Source organism: bacterium (assembly GCA_024742285.1).
Taxonomy (GTDB): Bacteria; Myxococcota_A; UBA9160; order UBA9160; family UBA4427; genus UBA4427.
Genome location: JANSYR010000013.1, coordinates 65,281 through 85,836, shown reverse-complemented (window position 1 = coordinate 85,836; position 20,556 = coordinate 65,281). Strand labels below are relative to the sequence as shown.

The 20,556-nt window shown below is 69.5% G+C and carries 21 protein-coding genes; 16 read left to right on the top strand and 5 right to left on the bottom strand.

Going from position 1 to position 20,556, the window contains the following annotated elements:
• Positions 1-8: 8 nt before the first annotated feature.
• The 9 genes from gspN (at position 9) to NXI30_21295 (ending at position 9,124) form a co-directional block, all read left to right on the top strand.
• On the top strand, positions 9-893 hold the full coding sequence (gene gspN, locus NXI30_21335) for a type II secretion system protein GspN (GenBank protein ID MCR9096773.1): 885 nt from the start codon (positions 9-11) through the stop codon (positions 891-893).
• Positions 894-912: 19 nt separating this feature from the next.
• On the top strand, positions 913-1,893 hold the full coding sequence (locus NXI30_21330) for a metalloregulator ArsR/SmtB family transcription factor (protein MCR9096772.1): 981 nt from the start codon (positions 913-915) through the stop codon (positions 1,891-1,893).
• Positions 1,890-2,588, top strand: a complete 699-nt coding sequence (locus NXI30_21325) for an HAD-IA family hydrolase (GenBank protein MCR9096771.1) — start codon at positions 1,890-1,892, stop codon at positions 2,586-2,588. Before NXI30_21330 ends, NXI30_21325 begins: the two co-directional genes overlap by 4 nt.
• A 92-nt stretch (positions 2,589-2,680) precedes the next feature.
• Entirely contained in the window at positions 2,681-4,144 is a 1,464-nt protein-coding gene (gene tldD / locus NXI30_21320; GenBank protein MCR9096770.1) for a metalloprotease TldD, read from the top strand.
• Positions 4,141-5,508, top strand: a complete 1,368-nt coding sequence (locus NXI30_21315; GenBank protein ID MCR9096769.1) for a TldD/PmbA family protein — start codon at positions 4,141-4,143, stop codon at positions 5,506-5,508. The genes tldD and NXI30_21315 overlap by 4 nt, the downstream gene beginning before the upstream one ends.
• A 10-nt stretch (positions 5,509-5,518) precedes the next feature.
• Entirely contained in the window at positions 5,519-6,451 is a 933-nt protein-coding gene (locus NXI30_21310; GenBank protein ID MCR9096768.1) for a beta-lactamase-like protein 2, read from the top strand.
• Positions 6,452-6,455: 4 nt separating this feature from the next.
• A complete protein-coding gene (locus NXI30_21305) occupies positions 6,456-7,064 on the top strand; it encodes a hypothetical protein (GenBank protein ID MCR9096767.1) in 609 nt (202 codons plus the stop codon).
• A 117-nt stretch (positions 7,065-7,181) separates the two neighbouring features.
• Positions 7,182-8,285 carry an amidohydrolase gene (locus NXI30_21300; protein MCR9096766.1) on the top strand — a complete coding sequence of 368 codons (1,104 nt, stop codon included), beginning with the start codon at positions 7,182-7,184 and terminating at the stop codon, positions 8,283-8,285.
• Positions 8,286-8,449: 164 nt separating this feature from the next.
• Positions 8,450-9,124, top strand: coding sequence for a hypothetical protein (locus tag NXI30_21295; GenBank protein MCR9096765.1), 675 nt, complete (start codon positions 8,450-8,452; stop codon positions 9,122-9,124).
• Here the strand turns inward: NXI30_21295 and NXI30_21290 are convergent, their stop codons facing one another.
• The 5 genes from NXI30_21290 to NXI30_21270 form a co-directional block, all read right to left on the bottom strand.
• Complete coding sequence (locus NXI30_21290) at positions 9,125-10,900, bottom strand: ATP-binding protein (protein ID MCR9096764.1); 1,776 nt, start codon at positions 10,898-10,900, stop codon at positions 9,125-9,127.
• A 125-nt stretch (positions 10,901-11,025) separates the two neighbouring features.
• Positions 11,026-12,027 carry a cysteine synthase A gene (locus NXI30_21285; GenBank protein ID MCR9096763.1) on the bottom strand — a complete coding sequence of 334 codons (1,002 nt, stop codon included), beginning with the start codon at positions 12,025-12,027 and terminating at the stop codon, positions 11,026-11,028.
• A 55-nt stretch (positions 12,028-12,082) separates the two neighbouring features.
• Positions 12,083-12,583: a DUF934 domain-containing protein gene (locus NXI30_21280; protein ID MCR9096762.1), complete on the bottom strand. Its 501-nt coding sequence runs from the start codon at positions 12,581-12,583 to the stop codon at positions 12,083-12,085.
• Positions 12,570-14,222, bottom strand: coding sequence for a nitrite/sulfite reductase (locus NXI30_21275; protein MCR9096761.1), 1,653 nt, complete (start codon positions 14,220-14,222; stop codon positions 12,570-12,572). The genes NXI30_21280 and NXI30_21275 overlap by 14 nt, the downstream gene beginning before the upstream one ends.
• Positions 14,223-14,226: 4 nt before the next feature.
• A complete protein-coding gene (locus NXI30_21270; GenBank protein ID MCR9096760.1) occupies positions 14,227-14,547 on the bottom strand; it encodes a DUF2849 domain-containing protein in 321 nt (106 codons plus the stop codon).
• 266 nt (positions 14,548-14,813) lie between these two features.
• Between NXI30_21270 and NXI30_21265 the strand changes: the two genes are divergently transcribed.
• From NXI30_21265 to gcvT, 7 genes are all read left to right on the top strand, one after another.
• Complete coding sequence (locus NXI30_21265; protein MCR9096759.1) at positions 14,814-15,446, top strand: Maf family protein; 633 nt, start codon at positions 14,814-14,816, stop codon at positions 15,444-15,446.
• Positions 15,443-16,207, top strand: a complete 765-nt coding sequence (locus tag NXI30_21260; GenBank protein MCR9096758.1) for a YggS family pyridoxal phosphate-dependent enzyme — start codon at positions 15,443-15,445, stop codon at positions 16,205-16,207. Before NXI30_21265 ends, NXI30_21260 begins: the two co-directional genes overlap by 4 nt.
• A 39-nt stretch (positions 16,208-16,246) precedes the next feature.
• Complete coding sequence (gene proC, locus NXI30_21255; protein ID MCR9096757.1) at positions 16,247-17,074, top strand: pyrroline-5-carboxylate reductase; 828 nt, start codon at positions 16,247-16,249, stop codon at positions 17,072-17,074.
• 156 nt (positions 17,075-17,230) lie between these two features.
• Positions 17,231-17,896 (top strand): DivIVA domain-containing protein, encoded by a 666-nt coding sequence (locus tag NXI30_21250; protein ID MCR9096756.1) that lies wholly within the window; start codon positions 17,231-17,233, stop codon positions 17,894-17,896.
• 321 nt (positions 17,897-18,217) lie between these two features.
• Positions 18,218-18,574 (top strand): zinc ribbon domain-containing protein, encoded by a 357-nt coding sequence (locus NXI30_21245; protein MCR9096755.1) that lies wholly within the window; start codon positions 18,218-18,220, stop codon positions 18,572-18,574.
• 12 nt (positions 18,575-18,586) lie between these two features.
• Positions 18,587-19,450 carry a bifunctional methylenetetrahydrofolate dehydrogenase/methenyltetrahydrofolate cyclohydrolase FolD gene (folD, locus tag NXI30_21240; GenBank protein ID MCR9096754.1) on the top strand — a complete coding sequence of 288 codons (864 nt, stop codon included), beginning with the start codon at positions 18,587-18,589 and terminating at the stop codon, positions 19,448-19,450.
• Positions 19,447-20,541 (top strand): glycine cleavage system aminomethyltransferase GcvT, encoded by a 1,095-nt coding sequence (gene gcvT / locus NXI30_21235; GenBank protein MCR9096753.1) that lies wholly within the window; start codon positions 19,447-19,449, stop codon positions 20,539-20,541. Before folD ends, gcvT begins: the two co-directional genes overlap by 4 nt.
• The last annotated feature ends 15 nt before the right edge of the window (positions 20,542-20,556 follow it).

The window sequence follows — 20,556 nt, the reverse complement described above, 5'->3', positions numbered from 1 at the left end:
GTCTGCGCGTGTCCGAATCGAACGTTTCTCTGGGCGGCGCGGGGGGCGCATTCCTGCCGCGCGCGATCGCGGTGCCGCTGTGCGTGCTGCTCTTCGCGCTCTTCGCGATCCTGCTCTTCCCCTGGGACGCGCTCGGGCGGCGGGTCGCCTGGGAGATCAACCGGGTGAGCGCGGCGCAGGTCGAGGTGAACGCGCTGTCCCCCGCGATCTCGGCGCGCGGGCCGGTGCTGCGCGCGAACGACGTGAGCATCCGCCACCCGGCCGTCGATCGGGTCCGGATCTTCACCCTCGAGATCGCGCCCCGCTTCTCGACGTCGTGGTTCGGCGGCGAGCCGACGATCCGGATCTGGGCCGAGACCGGGCTCGGAACGGCGGACGGCGTCCTGCGGCTCGGTGAGGCGCCGGCCTACGTCGGGCGCGTGAGCGACGTGGAGCTGTCGCGCTTGCCGCTCCGGCTGGACACGCGCAATCTGCAGCTGGCCGGGCGGCTCGAAGCGGACGCCGACGTCGCCCTCGATCCGGACGGGACGCTCCGCGGTCGAGTGGAGTTCGGGAGCCCCTCGCTCCGGATCCAGACTTCGATGCTTCCGGTCCAGATCCCGTTCTCCCGGACGACGGGGGTCGTCGAGATCCTCGAATCGGGGGCGACGCGGATCTCCGACGTCGTGCTGGAAGGCGACGTCGTCGCCGGGACGATCGAGGGCGAGATCGGCCTCGTCCATCGCAGCCAGTCCCCGCCTCTCGATCTCCGGGCCGACCTGCAGGTTCTCGACGCGACGCTGAAGCGACTGGCGCCGAGCGCCGGGCTCCGTCTCGGGCCCGACGGCACCCTCGCGGTTCGCGTATCGGGGACGGCCGCGAACCCGAAGCTCCAGCCCGCGACCCCACGGTGACGAAGGGAGACCCGGACGGATGAGCAGCGGTGCCGAGGCGCTCCAGAAAGTGTTCAAGACGCTCTCCGATCCCACGCGGATCCGGATCCTTCGTCTCCTCGAGCAGGAGGAGCTGATCGTCGGAGAGCTGATGGACATCCTCGGCATGGCGCAGTCCCGCGTATCCCGGCACCTCGCGATCCTGCGCGAGGCGGGCCTGCTCACCGATCGACGCGACGGCACCTTCGTCGCCTACCGCCTGGCGCTGCCCGACGAAGGCCCGTGGATCGACGCCTGGGCTCTCTCCCGAAGCGCCTTCGCCGACGACCCGACCGCCGAACGCGACGACACGCTCCTGCGTCAGACCCTCGCGGCGCGGAAGGCCCGCGCGCTCTCGGGTCGGAGCTTCTTCGACGAGGTCGGCCCCGAGTGGGACGCCCTGCGGACGGTCTTCGGCGACGACCTCCTGCGAGCCCGCGCGACCACGACCCTCGTCCCGCCGCGACTCCGGGTCGCCGACATCGGCACGGGCACGGGCGTCCTGGCGCTCGAGCTCGCCGACCTCGGCCTCGACGTGATCGGCATCGATCGCTCCGGCGGCATGCTCGAGGCCGCCCGCGACAAGGCGGCCGAGCTCGACCCGACGAACCCGGGGCGCCTTGCGTTTCGCGAGGGCGATGCCCACGCGCTCCCGCTCGACGACGCGAGCGTCGACGCCGTCTTTGCCCACATGGTGCTCCACTCCCTCGAAGAGCCGGGCCGCGCGATCGCCGAGATGGCCCGCATCGTCCGTCCCGGAGGCCAGGTCGTCCTCGTCGATTTCGGGATCCACGAGCACAAGTGGATGGAGCAAGAGCTCGGTCTGCTCTGGCTGGGCTTCGAAGAGGCCCAGCTCCGCGAGTGGATCGAAGCTGCGGGACTCGAAGCGACGCGCATCCGTCGCTACGCCTCGGAAGCGAAGCGCGACCTGCCGCCGAGCTTCGTCGCGACCGCGCAACGGCCGGGCGGATCCGACGGATGAGTCCGCGCGCCGCGGTCGCCTTCGACGCGACCGGCACCCTGATCGAGCCGACCGAGCCCGTGGGCGAGGTCTACGCGCGGGTCGCCCGGGAGTACGGCGTCGACCTGCCCGCCTGGCGGCTCGAAGACGGCTTTCGCCGCATCCTCCGTCACGCCGGTCCGCGTGGCCTCGACGGCGAAGACGAGGAAGCGCGCCGCGAAGGCGAGGTGGCGTGGTGGTTCGAGGTCATCCGGCAGACGTTTCAGGCCACGGACAGCACCGCGCGCTTCTCGGACTTCCGCGGCTTCGCCGGCGCCCTCTTCGATGCGTACCGCGCCTCGGGCGCCTGGCGAACCCGCGCCGGGGCCGAGGGTCTGCTCGCCCATCTACGCACGCGATCGATCCCGATGGGCGTCGTCAGCAACTTCGACCATCGCCTCCCGGAGATCCTGAAAGATCTTGAAATCATTGACTATTTCGATTCGATCGAGACACCCTGTCGGCACGGCCGCGCGAAGCCCGACGCCGCCCTCTTCGCAGCCTCGGCGGAGGCCCTCGGCGTCGAGGTGGACCGCCTGGTCTACGTCGGCGACGACGCCGACGAAGTCCTCGCCGCCATTCGTGACCTCGGGATCACCGTGGTCGACGTCCGCGCTCTCCCGACACCCGAAGCCTTGGCCACCGCCGTCGCAGCGGCCCTCGTCGATCCGACCTGATCCCGCTGCGACCGCTACTCTCCGGGCCGCCCCCGCAGTCTTCGCGTGCGACGCGGCGCCGTAGCCGCCATCGCGAGAAAGGCCGACAAGACATGAGCGCCTCCGATCCGACGGAGACCAGCGCCGATCGCGCCCTCGACTTCTTCCGCGAGCGCTTCGACCTCGACGACGGAAGCCTCGCCGAGGCCCTCGACACCGCCCTCGAGCGCCAGGTGGACTACGCGGATCTCTACTTCGAGTACACCACGACCGATTCGGTCTCCCTCGAAGAAGGCATCGTGAAGAGCGGCGATCGCCACCTCGAACAGGGTGTCGGCGTCCGCGCCGTGCGCGGTGAACGCCAGGGCTACGCCCACTCCGACGAGATCAGCGTCGAGAGCGCCCGCCTCGCGGCCGGCACCGCCCGGGCGATCGCCGACGAGACCCGCCAACGCGCTCCCGTCGCGATCACGAGCGGCGCCGGCGGTCACGACCTCTACCCGATCGCGACGGCGCCGACCGACGTCCCCGTCGCCACGAAGGTCGACTGGCTCAACGAGATCGACGCCTACGCGCGGGCGAAGAGCCCGAAGATCAGCCAGGTGATGGCCAGCATCGTCTGCCAGCACAAGCACACGCTCGTCGCCGCGAGCGACGGCACGCGCGTGGCGGACGTGCTCCCGCTCGTGCGCGTGAACGTCCAGGTCCTCGCCGCCGACGGCAGCCGCCGCGAGGTCGGCTACCAGGGGGCGGGGGGCCGCTTCGAGCTCGAAGCGATGCGCGAGCCCTCGCGATGGAAGGGCCTCGTCGACGAAGCGGTCCGGATCGCGCTGCTGAACCTCGAGGCGGAGGCCTGCCCCGCCGGCGCGATGGACGTCGTGCTCGGCCCGGGATGGCCGGGGATCCTCCTTCACGAAGCCATCGGACACGGGCTCGAAGGCGACTTCAACCGCAAGAAGACGAGTGCCTTCTCGGACAAGATGGGCCAGCGGGTCGCCGCCGAGGGCGTCACCGTCGTCGACGACGGCACAATCCCCGGACGCCGGGGTTCGATCAACGTCGACGACGAGGGGACGCCGTCGAAGCGCAACGTGCTGATCGAGAACGGCGTCCTCGTCGGCTACATGCAGGACCGACTGAACGCCGAGCTGATGGGCGTGGAGCCGACCGGCAACGGTCGCCGCGAGAGCTACGCCCACCTTCCCCTCCCGCGCATGACCAATACCTTCATGCTCGCCGGCGAGGATGATCCCGAGGAGATCCTCGCGGGTGTCGAAGACGGGCTCTACGCCGTCTCGTTCGGGGGCGGCCAGGTCGACATCACGAGCGGCAAGTTCGTCTTCAGCGCGAGCGAGGCGTATCGGATCGAGGGCGGTCGGATCGGTCGCCCGGTGAAGGGCGCGACCCTGATCGGGAACGGACCCGACGTACTGACCCGTGTCACGCGGATCGGTCACGACCTCGCCCTCGACGAAGGCGTCGGCACCTGCGGCAAGGACGGCCAGGGCGTCCCGGTCGGCGTCGGGCTCCCGACGATCCGGGTGAACGACCTGACCGTCGGAGGCACCGAAGGATGAGCGCTTCGCAGGCCGAGATGGAAGCCGTCGTCCAGCACGCGCTCGAGGCGGCGGCTCGCGCCGGCGCGAGCCAGGCGGACGTCCTGCTCGTCGAAGGCGACGACCGCGAGGTCCGCGTCCGCGGCGACGAGATCGAGTTCGTGAAGCAGGCCCAGGAGCGCGGGCTCGGCATTCGCGCCCTGGTCGACGGGAAGGAAGGCCGACGGACCTCGATCGTGTCGACGAGCGACCTCGCCCCCGACGCGGTCGCACGCATGGCCGAGGAGGCCGTCGCCCTCGCCCGCGCGACCGCGGCGGATCCGTCCGCGGGCCTGCCCGAGGGTGGCTTCGCGACGGACCTTCCGGACCTCGAGCTCTTCGACCCGGCGGACCGCAACGTCTCCCTCGACGCCCGGATCGAGGACGCGAAGCGGGCCGAGGCCGCCGCCCGGGACTTCGACCCCCGGATCGACAACTCCGAGGGGAGCCAGGCGAGCAGCGGTCACGCCCGCGTCGTCTACGGCAACAGCCAGGGCTTCCTCGGCAGCTACGAGTCGGCGAGTCACGGACTCTTCTCGGAGCCGCTGGCCCGCGAGGGCGACTCGATGCAGCGCGACTACTGGATGACGTCGGCGCGTCGCCTCGCGGACCTCGAGGACGCGGCGGCGGTCGGTCGCAAGGCCGCCGAGCGGGCGATCCGACGGCTCGGCGGCAAGCGCGTGGAAACCTGCGAGGTCCCGGTGATCTTCGACGGCATGACGGCGCCGAGCCTGATCGGCCAGGTCGCCTCGTGCGTGAGCGGCTACTCGGTCTACCGCGAGTCGACCTTCCTCGGGGAGAAGCTCGGCGAGTCGATCGCGGCGAGCGCCGTCACGATCATCGACGACGGCCGACTTCCCACCGGCCTCGGGAGCAAACCCTTCGACGGCGAAGGACAGCCGACCCGGCGCAACGTGCTGGTCGAGAACGGCGTGCTCGAGACCTGGCTCCTCGACACCTACTCGGGCCGCAAGCTCGACCTGCCTTCGACGGGCAGCGCGGCGCGCGGGACCGGCTCCGCGCCGCGCGTCGGCACGACCAATCTGTGGCTCGAGCCCGGAGAGAAGACCCTCGACGAGCTGATCGCCGAGCTCGACCGCGGCCTCGTCGTGACCGAGCTGATCGGCATGGGCTTCAACCCGACGACCGGGGACTACTCGCGCGGTGCCGCGGGTCTCTGGGTCGAGAACGGGGAAGTCGTCCACCCGGTCGAGGAGATCACCATCGCCGGGAACCTCGGCGACATGCTCCAGTCGATCGATCGCATCGGCAGCGAGCTCGTCTGGCGTGGCCGCACGGCCTCGCCGCCCATCCGGATCTCCGCCATGACCGTGGCCGGCGAATAGGAGCGTCAGCGTGTCCGAGAAGTCCCCCGAGATCCTCGGCGGCTCCGAGCTGCCGGACGTGGCGAAGCTGTCCCCTCTCGTGAGCGTCGCCCTCGGGCAGAATCCGAGCATGTTCACCGGCCCCGGAACCAACACCTACCTCGTGGGCAGCGGCGACAAGCGCCTCCTCCTCGATACCGGCTCGGGTTTCGACTCCTACATGCCTTTCCTCGAGGAAGCGATCGCGAGCTCCGGCTGCAAGGAGATCGAAGGCATCGTCCTGACCCACGCCCATCCCGATCACATCGGCGGCGTGAAGCAGGTGCGCAGCCACTTCGGCAACGACATCCCCGTCTACAAGAAGCCCTGGCCGGCCGCGGCGGGTCCGGGGCCGAGTGGACCGGACGCCGAGGCGAACGTCGCCCATCCGGACGACCTCGCCGAGGGCAAGCTCGAGCTGATCTCGGATGGCGACGTCGTCGAGACCGAGGGCGCGCGCCTGCGCGCGCTCTTCACGCCGGGCCACGCCCCGGACCACCTCTGTTTCCTCCTCGAGGAGGAAGGCAGCCTCTTCTCCGGCGACAACGTGCTCGGGATCGGAACGACCGTGATCCCCGCGACGACGGGCAGCCTCGCCGACTACATGGCCTCCCTCGAACGGCTGCGCGACGAGGCGCCGACCTGGATCTACCCGGCCCACGGACCGAAGATCGACGCCGGCGTCGCGAAAGTCGAAGAATATCTCGCCCACCGACTCGAGCGGGAACAGCAGGTCCTCGGCGCCCTCGAAGCGGGCGATCGCCTCGTCCCCGACATGGTGAAGCGAATCTACGTCGGCTACCCGGAGAACCTGCACGCCGCCGCCGGCCAGAGCGTGACGTCGCACCTGCAGAAGCTCGAACGCGACGGCCGGGTACGCCGGCACGAAGTCGACGAAGGCACGACGCGCTGGGAGCTCGCGTAGCCCCGTGTCCGAGCCGAACGCGCCGAATCGCCTCGTGCCCCTCGTCGGCTGGGCACTGATCGCCCTCGGCCTGACCGTCTTCCTCGTCCGCCTCCAGCACGAGGGCGCCTACGCCTTCCCGCGACGCGGCAATCTCTTCGGCGGCCTCGGCTCGATCACCGTCGGCGCCCTGCTCGTCGCGGCGGCGACGCCGCGCGTGCTCCGCTGGATCGCCCTCGCCGCGACGCCCGTCGTCCTCTTCTCCGGGACCTACGCGATCATGTCCGAGCTCGAAGAGGTGATCTCCCTCTACGCGACCGACAGTGGGGGCCGGCCCTCGGAGCTCAGGCTCTGGATCGTCGACGACGAGCACGGCGAGTGGCTCGGCATGCCGAAGACCAAGGCCGTCGAACACGCCCTCGACGGCGTGCCGATCCAGATGCTCCGGCGGGGCGAGACGCGATGTGTCGTCCCCGTGCTCTTCGAGGACCGCCCGACCGTCGAGGCGATGCATGCGCTCAAGATGGAGAAGTACGCCGTCGCCCGGATCTCCTCGGTGATCGGCGCCTACCCGGCGACGCCGCCGCCCACGAGCGTGGCGCTGCGCCTCGACGCCTGTCCTCCGAGCGCCTGAGGCCCCCCGCGACGGGACGGCGCGCGACTGCGCCCGGGATCACTCGATCGCGCAGGGGAGCGCACGGCCGTGCCCTGCTAGCTTGGCAGCACACCCACCGCTCCGGAGACCCGCGCCATGGCCATCGGAAACCGCCCTCTCATCTCCGCCGACTCGCACATCGCCGAGACCGAGGACTGCTACGCCTCGATCGAGAGGAAGTACCGCGACCGGCGCCCTCGAAACTCGACCTCGGAGGAGACCCTCGGCGCCTTCATCGAAGTCCCGGGGCTCGACCTGAAGGTCCCGATGGGTTCGCTCTGCCGCGCCGGCGTCGCGCCCGAGAAGTGGGGCATCCCGGTCGGTTGGGACGAGATCCATCCGGCGGGCTACGACCCGAAGGAGCGCCTGAAGATCCAGGACGAGGAAGGCGTGACCGCCGAGGTCATCTACCCGAGCGTCGGCATGGCGATCTGCCACCACGAAGACGTCGACTACAAGAAGGCCTGCTTCGACGCCTACAACCGCTGGCTCGCGGAGTTCTGCGAGACCGCCCCCGACCGGCTCCTGGGCATCGCCCAGGTCGCCTTCCGCACTCCGGAGGAAGGCGTGAAGGAGATCGAGCAGGCCAAGGCGATGGGCTTCCGCGGGGTCATGCCCGGCGGCGATCCCCACTTCGAGGACTACGACTCGCCCCTCTACGACCCGATCTGGGAAGCGAGCATCGACCTCGGCATGCCGATCAATTTCCACATCCTGACCGGCAAGGATCAGATGGGCATGCAGGTGCGCGGCCCCAAGATGATCCAGCAGATCGTGACCATTCGCGGGAACCAGAACATCGTGATGATGATGGTGCTCTCCGGCGTCTTCGATCGGCACCCGGACCTCAAGGTCATCATGGTCGAGAACGATGCCGGCTGGATCCCCCACTTCGCATTCCGCCTCGACCATGCCTGGGAGCGCCACCGCTGGTGGATGGACGCCGGCGCGATCCAGCGAAAGCCGAGCGAATACGTCCACGAGAACATCTACGCGACGTTCCAGGACGACTACTCGGTCGAGCACGTGATCGACGCCGTGAACCTCGAGCGGGTCATGTGGGCCACCGACTTCCCCCACGGCGACGGCACCTACCCGAACTCACGCAAGATCATCGACGAGATCACGAGCAAGATGAGCGAGGAGCAGATCCAGTCGGTCGTCCACGACAACGCGGCGAAGCTCTACCGGCTCCACTGAGGCCGATCCGGGCCGCAGACCGCCGGCACACGCGCGGCAGCGCGCCCGCAATCAGGCCGACGTGACGTCGCTCGAACGACCTCGAGCGACGCGGATTCCCTATTCCGTGCACTCACGGTTGTCGCTCGGGTAAACGGCCCGGTGCGATCCACCGGAGTTGCCTCATGCGATCCTTGCCCGCCGCTCTCGGCATTCTCGTCGTCACGCTCGTCATCGCCGCGGCGACGGCGACCGCGAGCACCTTCAAGGCCGAAACCCTCCGGGCCGAGTCCTTCCGCGACGACGGCCACTCGGTCTGGGTGCCCGGCCTCGATCAGCGCCACCTCCACTTCGAGGACGACGCGACCCTCACCCTCATGGACGACCGCTGGCTCCTCGAAGGCGACCTCGTCTCGGGCTCCGACGGCTCGACCTGGTCGATCGACGTGACGTTCCAGACGATCCTCCGCGGCGACGAGTTCGGGGTCCTGACCGGCTTCGACGACGGACGGATCAAGGGCACGACGTGGGCGAACCAGCGCGACGACTGGATGTTCGCCAAGACGGTGACCGGCACGCTGACCGCGCACGACGGCGCCTGGGCCGGCCACACCTTCGAGATCGTGCGCATGCCCGGAACCGGTGACTACCAGGCGCAGCTCGGGACCTGCCTCAACGACAAGAACTGCGAGTACGGTCTGTCGACCTGGGTGACGCTCACCGACGTCGACACCAAGCAGACCTACCGCGGCGACATCAACATCAACGTCTCGAATCCGGTGCCGGAGCCCTCGGCGGCGCTCGTCTTCGGGATCGGACTCCTGGTCGCCGGACGATTCTCCGGGAGCCGCGAGCGCTGATCAGGCGTCGTCGGCGTCCCCTTCGGAGAGGGGCAGATCGACGCTGAATCGCGTGCCCCCGTCGTCGCCGCCCGGAAAGGCCGCGATCCGGCCACCGTGATCGGTCACGATCCCGTGCGCGACGCTCAGGCCGAGACCCGTGCCGCCCTCGATGAGCCGTGTCGAGAAGAAGGGGTCGAAGATCCTCGTCCGATCTTCTGCGCGTACGCCTCTTCCGTTGTCCAGAACGTCGATCCAGGCTCGACCCGATTCGGACCGCGTCACGACGCGCACGACCGCGTCCTTCTCACAGGCTTCGATGCCGTTGCGCATCAGGTTGACGACGACCTGCTCGATCTCCAGCGGACTCATGCGCACCGGCAGCTGCTCCTCCGAGAGCTCGAGATCGATGCGCGCCCCCTCGTCGCGTGCGTAGCTCTCGACCGAGCGTGCCGCGATCCGAACGGCCTGATTCAGATCGCCCACCGTCTTGTCGACGGGCTCTTGTCGCGAGAACTGGAGCATCCCGCGGACGATCCCCGCGCATCGCCTTGCCTCGTCCGCGTTCGCCCGCAGCGCGTCACCGAAGACCGCCAGCGCATCGTCCTGATCTTCACAGAGAAGCGCGTACTCGGCGGCGTTCAGGATCGCCCCGATCGGATTGTTGATCTGATGCGCGACGCCGGCCGCGAGCGTCCCGATCGCGGCGAGGCGATCCGCCTGCCGAAGCTTGTCCCTCGAGCCGATCAGCTCTCTCGTCCGTTCCTCGACGACCTCCTCGAGATGATCGCGATGGCGCGCGGCCTCCTCCTCGGCCCGGGTCCGCTCGGTGACGTTCCGGAAGCTCCAGACGCGACCGACGACCTCGTCGCCCACGCGCTGAGGCCGCGAGTACCGCTCGAAGACACGGCCGTCCTCGAACTCGAGGATGTCGAAGCTCTCCGCCTCGGCGTCTTCGTAGAGGCGCTTCACGGTCGCGTAGAACTCCTCGGGATCCTTCAGCTGATGCATCGCGTGTCGGAGCGCGACTTCGCTCTCCCGTTGGTCCAGAACCTCCTGCGGGATCTGCCACATCTCGCCGAAGGCACGATTGAAGCTTCGGTAGTGCCCCCCGGTATCGACGACGAGGATCCCCTCTCCAGTCGCCTCCAGCGTCGCCTGGAGGAGCGAGACCGACGCTTCGAGCTCGCTGGCGATCTGGTCTGCGCGGCGGCGGATCAGGTCGAAGACGACCATCGCCTGATGCGTCGCCACGAGGATTCCGCAGACGAGCCAGAGAGCGACGGATTCGAGCTGCCGGTCGAGCACCGCGTGATCGAGGAAGCCGACGAGCGCCACCAGCAGGAAGCCCAAGGGGAGCGAGCGGTGAAGCAGAGTCGCCTCCCGCCGAGCCGCCGCCGCTCGAACCATCCATGCGGACTGAGCTGCGGCCCCCAACGAGACCACCAGGACCAGCGACCCGGTCAGCAGGCCGTTGCCGAGAAGCAGCGAGAGCGCGATCGCTCCGCAGGCCATGGCCGCGCCGGGCAGGAGCCATCGCGGTGCTGCGCGCCCGGCGTAGTGATACGCACCGGCGAGCAGGAACCCCCAGAATACGACCGTCGCGAAGTACTCCTGGGCGACGGAGACGCCCGCGACGCGCATCCCGCCACTCGCGACCAACGTCGCCCAGGCCAGCGGCCAGCAGCCGAGCGGGACTTCCCTGCCCCGACTCGACCTCCAGGCACCGGAGAGGAGACCGAGCACGAGTAGCCCGAGACCGACCTGGAGCAGCTCGATGGAGATCTCGACCGGCATCTCGGCCTCCCTCGAAGGCGGGGTCCGGGACGAGGACCGGACGCGACCAGCCTAGCAGCCCGGAGCCGCCCCGAAGCCGACCTCTGACGGGTCGGCGAGCCGTGGCCGATGCCCTTCGACGGCGCTCAGTCGAGCCATTCCGGGACCGGCAGCCCCTTCTCGCGGAGGAACTCGGGATTCCACATCTTGCTCTGGTACCGCTGCCCGGAGTCGCAGAGGACCGTCACGATCGTGTGCCCCGGACCGAGCCGCTTCGCCAGCCGGAGCGCGCCCGCCACGTTCACGGCGGCGGATCCTCCGAGACAGAGCCCCTCCTCGGCGAGGAGGCGGAAAGCGACAGGGAGCCACTCACTGTCCGGAATGCGAAAGGCGACGTCGATCGGCGCGTCCTCGAGGTTCGCCGTGATGCGTCCCTGGCCGATCCCTTCGGAGATCGAGGAGCCTTCGGCCTTGAGCTCGCCGTGCTCGTAGTAGTGGTAGAGCGCGGCGCCCTCCGGATCCGCCAGACCGATCACGATGTCCGGGTTCTTCTCCTTGAGCGCGAGACCGACCCCCGCGATCGTGCCGCCGGTGCCCGCGGCGCAGATGAAGCCGTCGAGGCGTCCGTCGGTCTGGGCCCAGATCTCCGGGCCGGTGGTGCGCCGGTGTCCCTCGCGATTCGCCACGTTGTCGAACTGATTCGCCCAGATCGCCCCGTTCGGACTCGTGGCGGCGAGCTCCTCGGCGAGGCGCCGGGAGACGTGGACGTAGTTGCCGGGATCCTTGTAGGGCTTCGCCGGCACGGGACGGAGATCGGCACCGCAGAGCCGGAGCATGTCCATCTTCTCCTGGCTCTGCGTGTCGGGGATGACGATCACGGTGCGGTAGCCGCGCGCGGTGCCGACGAGCGAGAGACCGATCCCGGTGTTGCCGGCGGTGCCCTCGACGATCGTGCCTCCCGGGCGGAGCAGCCCCTTCGCTTCCGCGTCCTCGACGATCGCGAGCGCGGCGCGGTCCTTGACCGATCCACCGGGGTTCAGGAACTCGGCTTTGCCGAGAATCTCACAGCCCGTCTCCTCCGACGCACGGATGAGCCGGATCAGTGGCGTGTTCCCGATCGTGTCGAGGAAGCCGTTGCGGATGTCCATGGGCGGTCCGTCCTACGGGCGCGTGGCGGAATCCGAGCGAGGCGCCGCCGGGCCGCTAGCGCCCGAGGCGTCGCTGGAGGGCGGTCGCGCGGCCGTCGCCGGTCGGCTGATAGACCGTCCGCACCTCTTCCACGACGGCCTTGAACTCGGCGACGCCGGAGACGTCCTGGAGCTCGAAGGTGTCGAACCCGCTGCGCACCATGAAGGGCGCCTGTTCGAGCATGACCTCACCGATCGCCCGGACCTCGCCTTCGTAGCCGAAGCGCTCGCGCAGGATCCGCGCGTAGGAGAAGCCGCGGCCGTCGTTGAAGGCGGGGAAGTTGCACGCCACGACGGCGAGGCTTCCCAGATCCGCTTCGAGGGGCGTCGGCGACTCGTCCGAATCGAGCCAGACACCGAGCTCCGCGTCCCGCGCGAGGAGCGTGTCCCGCTCTTCGAGGAATCGGGAGAGCGAGACGATCACCGGACCGTCCGGAAGCGCCGCGTCATCGTCGACCCGCGTGAACCGGTCCTCGATCACGGCGGCACCGCCGTCCTTGCGCTCAAGCAGTGCCATAGACCCGCTCCTTGAAGGGGTTCATGCCGACCCGGCGGTAGGTCTCGATGAAGGCCTCGTCGCCCTCGCGCAGCTCGAGGTAGGTATCGAGGAGCTTGTCCACGACGTCGACCACCTCGTCGGCGGTGAAGCCGCGGCCGATGATCTTGCCGAGCGACGCATCCTCCGTCGCCGACCCGCCGAGCTGGACCTGGTAGTGCTCCTCGCCCTTCCGGTCGACGCCGAGGATCCCGATGTTGCCCACGTGATGATGACCGCAGGCGTTGATGCAGCCGGAGATCTTGATCTGCATGTCGCCGATCTCCTGCTGCTTCTCAAGGGTGTACTTCCTGGTCAGCTCCTGCGCGATCGGGATCGAGCGCGCGTTCGCGAGCGCGCAGTAGTCGAGCCCGGGGCAGCAGATGATGTCCGACAAGAGTCCCACGTTCGCCGTCGCGAGGCCGTGCTTCGCGAGGTCGTCGTAGAGCGCCGGCAGCTGCTCCTTCTCCACGTGCGGGAGCGTCACGTTCTGGACGTGGGTCACCCGGAGCTCGGAGAAGCTGTAGGCGTCGGCCACGTCGGCCATCGCTTCCATCTGGACGTCCGTCACGTCCCCCGGCGGCTCGCCGGGCGGCTTGACGGAGATGTTCACGATCGCGTAGCCCGCCGTCTTGTGCTCTTCGACGTTGTGTCGGAGCCACGCGGCGAACTCGGGATCGGATGCGGCCCGCGCATCGCAGGTCGGCGCCGCGTCATCGAGCGCTTTCCACGCCGGCGGTTGAAAGTGCGCTGCGATCCGGTCGATCTCTTCCTTGGGCAGCTTGAGCGTCGAGTCCTTGATCGCCTCCCACTCCTCTTCGACGAGGCGTGTGAACTCCTCCTGCCCGGTCTCGTGGAGCGTGACCTTGATCCGCGCCTTGAACTTGTTGTCCCGGCGGCCGAGCTGGTTGTAGACGCGAAGGATCGCCTCCATGTAGGAGAGGAAGTGCTCCTTCGGCAGGAACTCGCGAATCGTCTTGCCGACGAAGGGCGTCCGTCCGAGCCCGCCCCCGACGAGGACCTCGAAGCCGACCTCGCCCGCGGCATCGCGCGTCATGATCATGCCGATGTCGTGGACCTTGACCGCGGCGCGATCGTGCTCGCAGCCCGTGATCGCGATCTTGAACTTCCGCGGCAGGAACGAGAACTCGGGATGGAGCGTCGACCACTGGCGCGCAATCTCGCACCAGATGCGCGGATCCTCGATCTCACCCTTCGCGGCACCGGCGTATTGATCGCTCGTCACGTTGCGGATGCAGTTGCCGCTGGTCTGGATGGCATGCATCTCGACTTCGGCGAGCTCGGCCAGAATGTCCGGCGTCTCCTCGAGCTTCGGCCAGTTGTACTGGATGTTCTGACGCGTCGTGAAGTGGCCGTAGCCCTTGTCGTAGCGGCGCGCGATGTACGCGAGCTTCCGCATCTGGCGCGAGTCCAGCGTGCCGTAGGGGATCGCGACGCGGAGCATGTAGGCGTGGAGCTGGAGGTAGAGCCCGTTCATCAGGCGCAGCGGCCGGAACTGCTCCTCGCTGATCTCGCCCTTCATGCGGCGCTCGACCTGCCGCCGGAACTGCGCCACCCGATCCTGGACGAGCGCATGGTCGAATTCGTCGTAGCGGTACATGCGTCTAGGCCTCCGCGCCTTCGGCCTGCTTGCCGAGGTCCTGACGAACCGTGGGCCCGAGGGCTCGGATCGCCTCGCGATACTTGGTCGGGCGGAGCGAACCGCCCTCCTCTTCCACATCGATCAGGTAGGGATCCATCACCACGTTCCGCTCGGCGACGTCGGCTTCCGCGAGCGCGAGCAGCGCGTTCGCTCGAGCGTCGTCCGCCGCCACCTCGGCCGTGTCGATGAGTTCGCCCCAGGCGACCGAGCCCTCGCTCGACCCCTTGGCAAGGAAGACGACCCGTCCACTCCCGAGGTAGTTGGCGATCACGATCTGAGCCATCGCTTGCTTCCTGAACCTTCCGGTCTGCGTCCGCCCGTACCTGGGCCCTCCCTTGCGGGGGACGTGGCTTCGCATCGGGCCCCTCGGCCCCGCGCGGCGAAAACGAAAACGGTTTGGATTTCAACAGCTTGGGCGCCGTTGGGAAAGAGCGCCGGAACGTAGTCGAGGGCCCTCGCGTCCGCAAGAAACGGCGCGGTCCGGCGAGCCGGCGCCCAGCGCGATGGGTCGGCTTGACGAGGCCCGCGCCCATCCGGTACCTCGCCCGCGTGCCGAACCCGAATCCGACCCCCGAAGACGCCACCGCTGCGCGCCTGATCCTCGCGAGCGGCTCGCCCCGGCGCTCCCAGATCCTGGGTGAGGCGGGCCTCCATTTCCGAGTCGACGTGTCGGGAATCGACGAGAAGACCCGCGACGGCGAGACGCCCGAGGACCTCGTGGTCCGGCTCGCGCAGGAGAAGTGTCTGGACGTCGCCGGGCGAAGGGACGACGTCCCGCCCTGCCCGGTCCTCGGTGCCGACACGATCGTGGTCGCGGGGAAGTCCGTGCTCGGCAAGCCGCGCGACGCGGCCCATGCCGTCGAGCTGGTGTCGCGCCTCGTCGGCACGACCCACCGCGTGATGACCGGCGTCGCCGTCGCCTGGACCGACGGACGGGGACCGTGGACGACGGTCGTGACGAGCCACGTCGAGATGCGTCCGGCCACGCGCGCCGAGGTCGAGGAGTACGTCGCCGTCGGCGAGTCCCTCGACAAGGCCGGCGGCTACGCGCTCCAGGGCGAAGGCGCGCGCTTCGTGGTCGGTGTCCGCGGCAGTCGCACGAACGTGATCGGCCTGCCCCTCGAAGAATCCCTCGCGCTGCTCTCGGAAGCGGGCGTGTCCGACGAGGTGCTGGGTCGATGAGCGCGGTGCGGATCTCGACCCTCGACGCGACCGTGCTCGAGGAAGGACGCGCTCGTCGGGCCGCCGTTCTCGAGCGGATCCGTGGGGCGGCGGAGCGCGCGGGCCGTGATCCGGCGGAAGTGACGCTCGTCGGTGTCGCCAAGAAACAGCCGACCCCGCGCATCCTGTCGGCCATCGCCGCCGGCGTGCACGTCCTCGGTCAGAGCTACATCCAGGAGGCGCGCGAGATCCGCCCGGAGATCGAATCCGCACTGGCCGGCGATCCCGCCGCGGAAGGCATCCGGCTCGAGTGGCGCATGGTCGGCCGGCTCCAGCGCAACAAGGCTGGACTCGCGGCGCGCCTCTTCGATGCGATCGAGAGCGTCGACCGCGTCGCGCTCGTCGACACCCTCGCGCGACGCGTCGAGAACGAGGGCCGCGTGCTCGACGTGTTGCTCCAGGTCTCCCTCTGCGGCGAGCCGCAGAAAGGGGGCTGCGAGGCGGACGAGCTGCCTGCCCTGATCGATCGGGTCGAAGCGTGCGAGTCGCTCCGACTCCGCGGGCTCATGACCGTGCCCGCGGCCAGCGCCGATCCGGAGGAGGCTCGACCGGTCTTCCGGCGCCTTCGGGAGCTCCGCGATCGGCTCGCGACCGAAAGGCCGGACGCGACTCTCGACACGCTCTCGATGGGCATGTCCGCCGATCTCGAGGTCGCCGTCGAGGAGGGCGCTACCCTCGTGCGCGTCGGCACCGCGCTCTTCGGAGAGCGGGCCCAGGCGTAGCGGGACCGTGGGTGCGGCCCAATCGGAGGATGGACAGAGATGGCGAACCCCGACCTCGAAGGTCGACGCGTGGGCTTCCTCGGCTGCGGCGCGATGGCGCGAGCGCTGGCCGGTGGCCTCGTCGAGTCCGGCGTCCCGGCCTCGCAGATCCTCGGCTCCGATCCCTTCGAAGCGGCCCGCGATCAATTCACCGCCGCGGTCGGGGCGACCAGTACCGCCGATAACGCAGAAGTCGTCGCCGGATCCGACATCGTCATCCTGGCCGTGAAGCCCGGCGCCGTCGCCGGTCTCCTCGCCGCCCTCGACGACTCGATCTGCGAGAAGCCGCTCTGGATCTCGATCGCCGCCGGGGTGCCGCTCGCGACGCTCCAGGAGGCGCTCCCCGCCGGCGCACGGGTCGTCCGGACGATGCCGAACACGCCGGCGCTCGTCGGCGCCGGATCCACGGCGTGGGTTCCCGCCGCGACCGTCGGCGACGAGGAGACGGGTCTCGTCGAGGCCGTGCTGAACGCCGCGGGCTGGTGCTGGCGCGCGCCGAACGAGGACCTGCTGGACGCGGTGACCGGGCTCTCCGGCAGCGGTCCGGCCTACGTCTTCCTGATCATCGAGGCACTCGCGGACGCCGGCGTCCGTCAGGGCCTGCCCCGCGACGCCGCGCAGGCCCTCGCGATCCGGACGGTCCTCGGCTCCGCCAAGCTGGCCCTCGAAACCGGGGAACATCCGGGCGTGCTCAAGGATCAGGTCGCCTCGCCCGGCGGAACCACGATCGCGGGGCTCGAGCGACTCGAGACCGGGGGCGTCCGTGCGGCCCTCTACGACGCCGTGGCCGCCGCCACCCAGCGCTCCAAGGACCTGAAGGACGGCTGAGGGCCGCCCCGTCGCACAGGTGGGGCGATGTGACGGATTTCCTCAAGATCGTCGGGGATGTGACCGATTTCCTGCGCGAGGCCGTGGGTTCCCTGCCGGTGTCCTGCGCCTCCCGACGCGCCCTCGCGTGCGTCGCTCAGCCAGGAGATCGCCGCCATGCGCATGACCCCGCTCGACGTCCAGAGCCACCAGTTCGCCACCCGCTTCCGAGGCTTCGACCCGGACGAGGTCATGGCCTTTCTCCGGATCGTCTCCGAGGACTACGAGGGCCTGGTCCGCGAGAACGGGAGCCAGGCGGACCGCATCCTTCGCCTCGAGACGCGGATCGAGGAGCTCTCCGCCCAGGAGCATCTCCTGAAGGAGACCCTGGTGAGCGCCCAGTCGATGACCGAGGAGATGGCGCGCAACGCCGAGCGCGAGGCCGAGCTGCGGCTGGCCGAGGTCGAGGTCCGCGCCGAGAAGATCCTCGACGCCTCCCACCGGCGCGTCGCCCGCCTCGCTCAGGACATCCGCGAGATGCGCGCCCTGCGCTCCCGCCTCGCCGAATCCCTCCGCAGCGCCGCGGAGACGCACATGGCCCTGCTCGACACCCTGGAAGCAGACCCGGCCGAGGATGCCCCGCTCGCGCAGAGCCTCGAGAGCACCCACGAGACCCTGCTCGAGTCCGCTCCCGCAGCCGATGCGCTGCGATCCGCGGCGCTCGAGGCGGAGCCCCGGACCGTCAGCGCCGAGGACGAGCAGAGCGCGGCTCCCGCCGAGTACGTGGAAGACGCGACGCCGGCCTGGGAGGCGACGCCCCTCGCCACGGGGCCCAGCGCCTAGCGACCGAGACCGCCCCGATGGGCCCTCTGGCCGCGCTGAGACGCGTCTCGGCGCGGTTTCCCGGTTGAGCGCCCCGCCCCGATGGGATATCAAAGGCGCCGTCCGGGTCCGCCCGCGCGCGGAGTCCGGGGGGTGGTCCCTGCGACAGCCTTGCGCGACGACGGGCCGTGCCGAGTCTTCCCGGGCAGCGGACCGAGGGACGCCGCCCGGGTCCCTCCGTCCAGGTGGATGAGCGCGTCCGCCGGCCCGTTCGGATCCAGTCACCGCAAGTCACACCTGCCTCACGCCCGCATCCGCCCACATCCTGGCCAGGAGTCCCTGATGCCCACCTACGATTATCAGTGCGAGAAGTGTGGACACGAATTCGAGCGCGTCCAACGGATCACCGAGGACCCGATCAAGACCTGCCCCGAGTGCAAGTCGAAGAAGGCGAAGCGCCTGCTGTCGGCCCCGAACTTCATCCTGAAGGGCGGCGGCTGGTATGCGGACGGGTACGGCAGTGGCAAGGGCGGCTCCAGCTCGTCGGGCGGTGACTCCGGCGGCGACGATTCGGGCGGCGGCAGCAGCGGAAGCAGCAGCCCCTCGAAGAACGGCTCGGGCGGGAAGTCCTCGGACAAAACCTCGGGCAAGAGCTCGAGCAAGTCCTCCGGCGCCAAAGCCAGCAAGAGCGCAGCCTAGATGGCGCAGAAGATCGACACGGTCACCGTCGATGGGCTCGGCCTCGCGAACACGCTCCGTGACGAGATGAAGGCGGAGATCGAGGCGCTCGTCGCCGCAGGACACCGCCCACCCCAGCTGACCGTCGTCCTGGTCGGCGACGACCCGGCGAGCAAGTCCTACATCAAGGGCAAGCAGCGGGCGTGCGCCCGGATCGGCGCCGACTCGTCCGAGCACATCCTCCCCGAATCGACGACCGAGGCCGAGCTCCTCGACCTGCTCGCCAAGCTGAACGGCGACGACTCGGTGGACGGCATCCTGGTCCAGCTCCCGCTCCCGAAGCACATCTCGCCGGAAGCCGTCGCGGAGGCGATCGATCCGGCGAAGGACGCGGACGCGCTCCACCCGCTCAACTTCGGCCGCCTCCTGCTCGGCAACGCCGATCTGATCAGCTGCACCCCCCTCGGCGTGATGGCCGTCCTCGAACGACACGGTGTCGAGATCTCGGGCCGGAACGCGGTCGTGATCGGCCGGTCGAACATCGTCGGCAAGCCCGTCTCGATCCTGCTCCAGCAGCAGAATGCGACGGTCACGATGTGCCACTCGCGCACCCAGGACCTGCCCGGTGTCTGCCGCGGCGCGGACATCCTCGTCGCCGCCGCGGGCAACCCACGAATGGTGAAGGGCGACTGGATCAAGCCCGGCGCCGCCGTGATGGACGTCGGCGTGACCGAGGTCGACGGCAAGCTGGTCGGCGACGTCGACTTCGAGGCCGCTCAGGGCATCGCCGGGATCATCACTCCGTCGCGACGCGGAATCGGTCCGATGACGATCACCATGCTGCTGCGCAACACCCTCGAGGCCTACAAGAGCCGCAAGGGACTCGCGAGCGCGTGAGCGAAGAAGCCGGCGAGCTCCGGCGCACCGCGCTCCACGCGACCCATGCGGCGCTCGGCGCGCGACTCGTTCCCTTTGCGGGGTACGAGATGCCGGTCCAGTACTCCTCGATCAAGGAGGAGCACAAAGCCGTCCGCGAGCGCGCCGGGCTCTTCGACGTCTCGCACATGGGACAGATCCAGTTGCGTGGGAAGCGCGCCCGCGCAGCGGCGGAAGAGCTCGTGACGTGCGAGGTCTCGACCCTGGCCGTCGGGCAGGCCCGCTATGGCCTGCTGCTCGACGAGAACGGCGGCTGCATCGACGACGTCATGCTCAGTCGGGTCGACGAAGAGGACTACTTCTTCTGCGTGAACGCCTCGAACGTCGACACCGCCCACGGCTGGATCCGAGAGCACGCCGGGGCCAGCGTCAAGGTCGAGAACCGCAGCCGATCGACGTCGCTGCTCGCGCTCCAGGGGCCCGCGGCGCGGGGCATCCTGGACGGCCTCTGCTCGCCTGGAACGCCGCTCCCGAAGCGCTTCCGCATCGCCTCCTGCGAGATTGCCGGCCTTCCCGTCCTCACCTCGGGCACGGGCTATACCGGCTCGCGCGGGTTCGAGCTCTACGTGGAGAACAAGGACGTCGTCGCGCTCTGGGAAGCCCTGATGCAGGCCGGCGAACCCGCCGGACTGCTCCCGGCCGGCCTCGGCGCCCGCGACACGCTGCGTCTCGAGGCAGCGCTCCCGCTGTACGGGCACGAGCTCGACCGCGACACCTCGCCCTTCGAAGCCGGCCTCGACCGCTTCGTGAAGCCCCTCGCACGCGGTTTCATCGGGGCCGAAGCGCTTGCCGCGCGAGCGGATGAAGCCGACCCCCGCCGTCTGGTCGGGTTCGAGATGGTCGGCCGTGGGATCGCCCGGGCGGACTACGAGATCGTGATCGACGGCACCGTCGTCGGCCGCGTGACCTCGGGCGCCCCCAGCCCCACCCTCGGAAAGTCGATCGGCCTCGGCTACGTTCCGCGCTCGAAGAGCCAGGTCGGCGACCGCATCGACATTCGCGTCCGCAAGAAGGACGTCGAAGCGGTGATCGTCCAGACGCCCTTTCTTTGAGATCGGGTGGTCTCG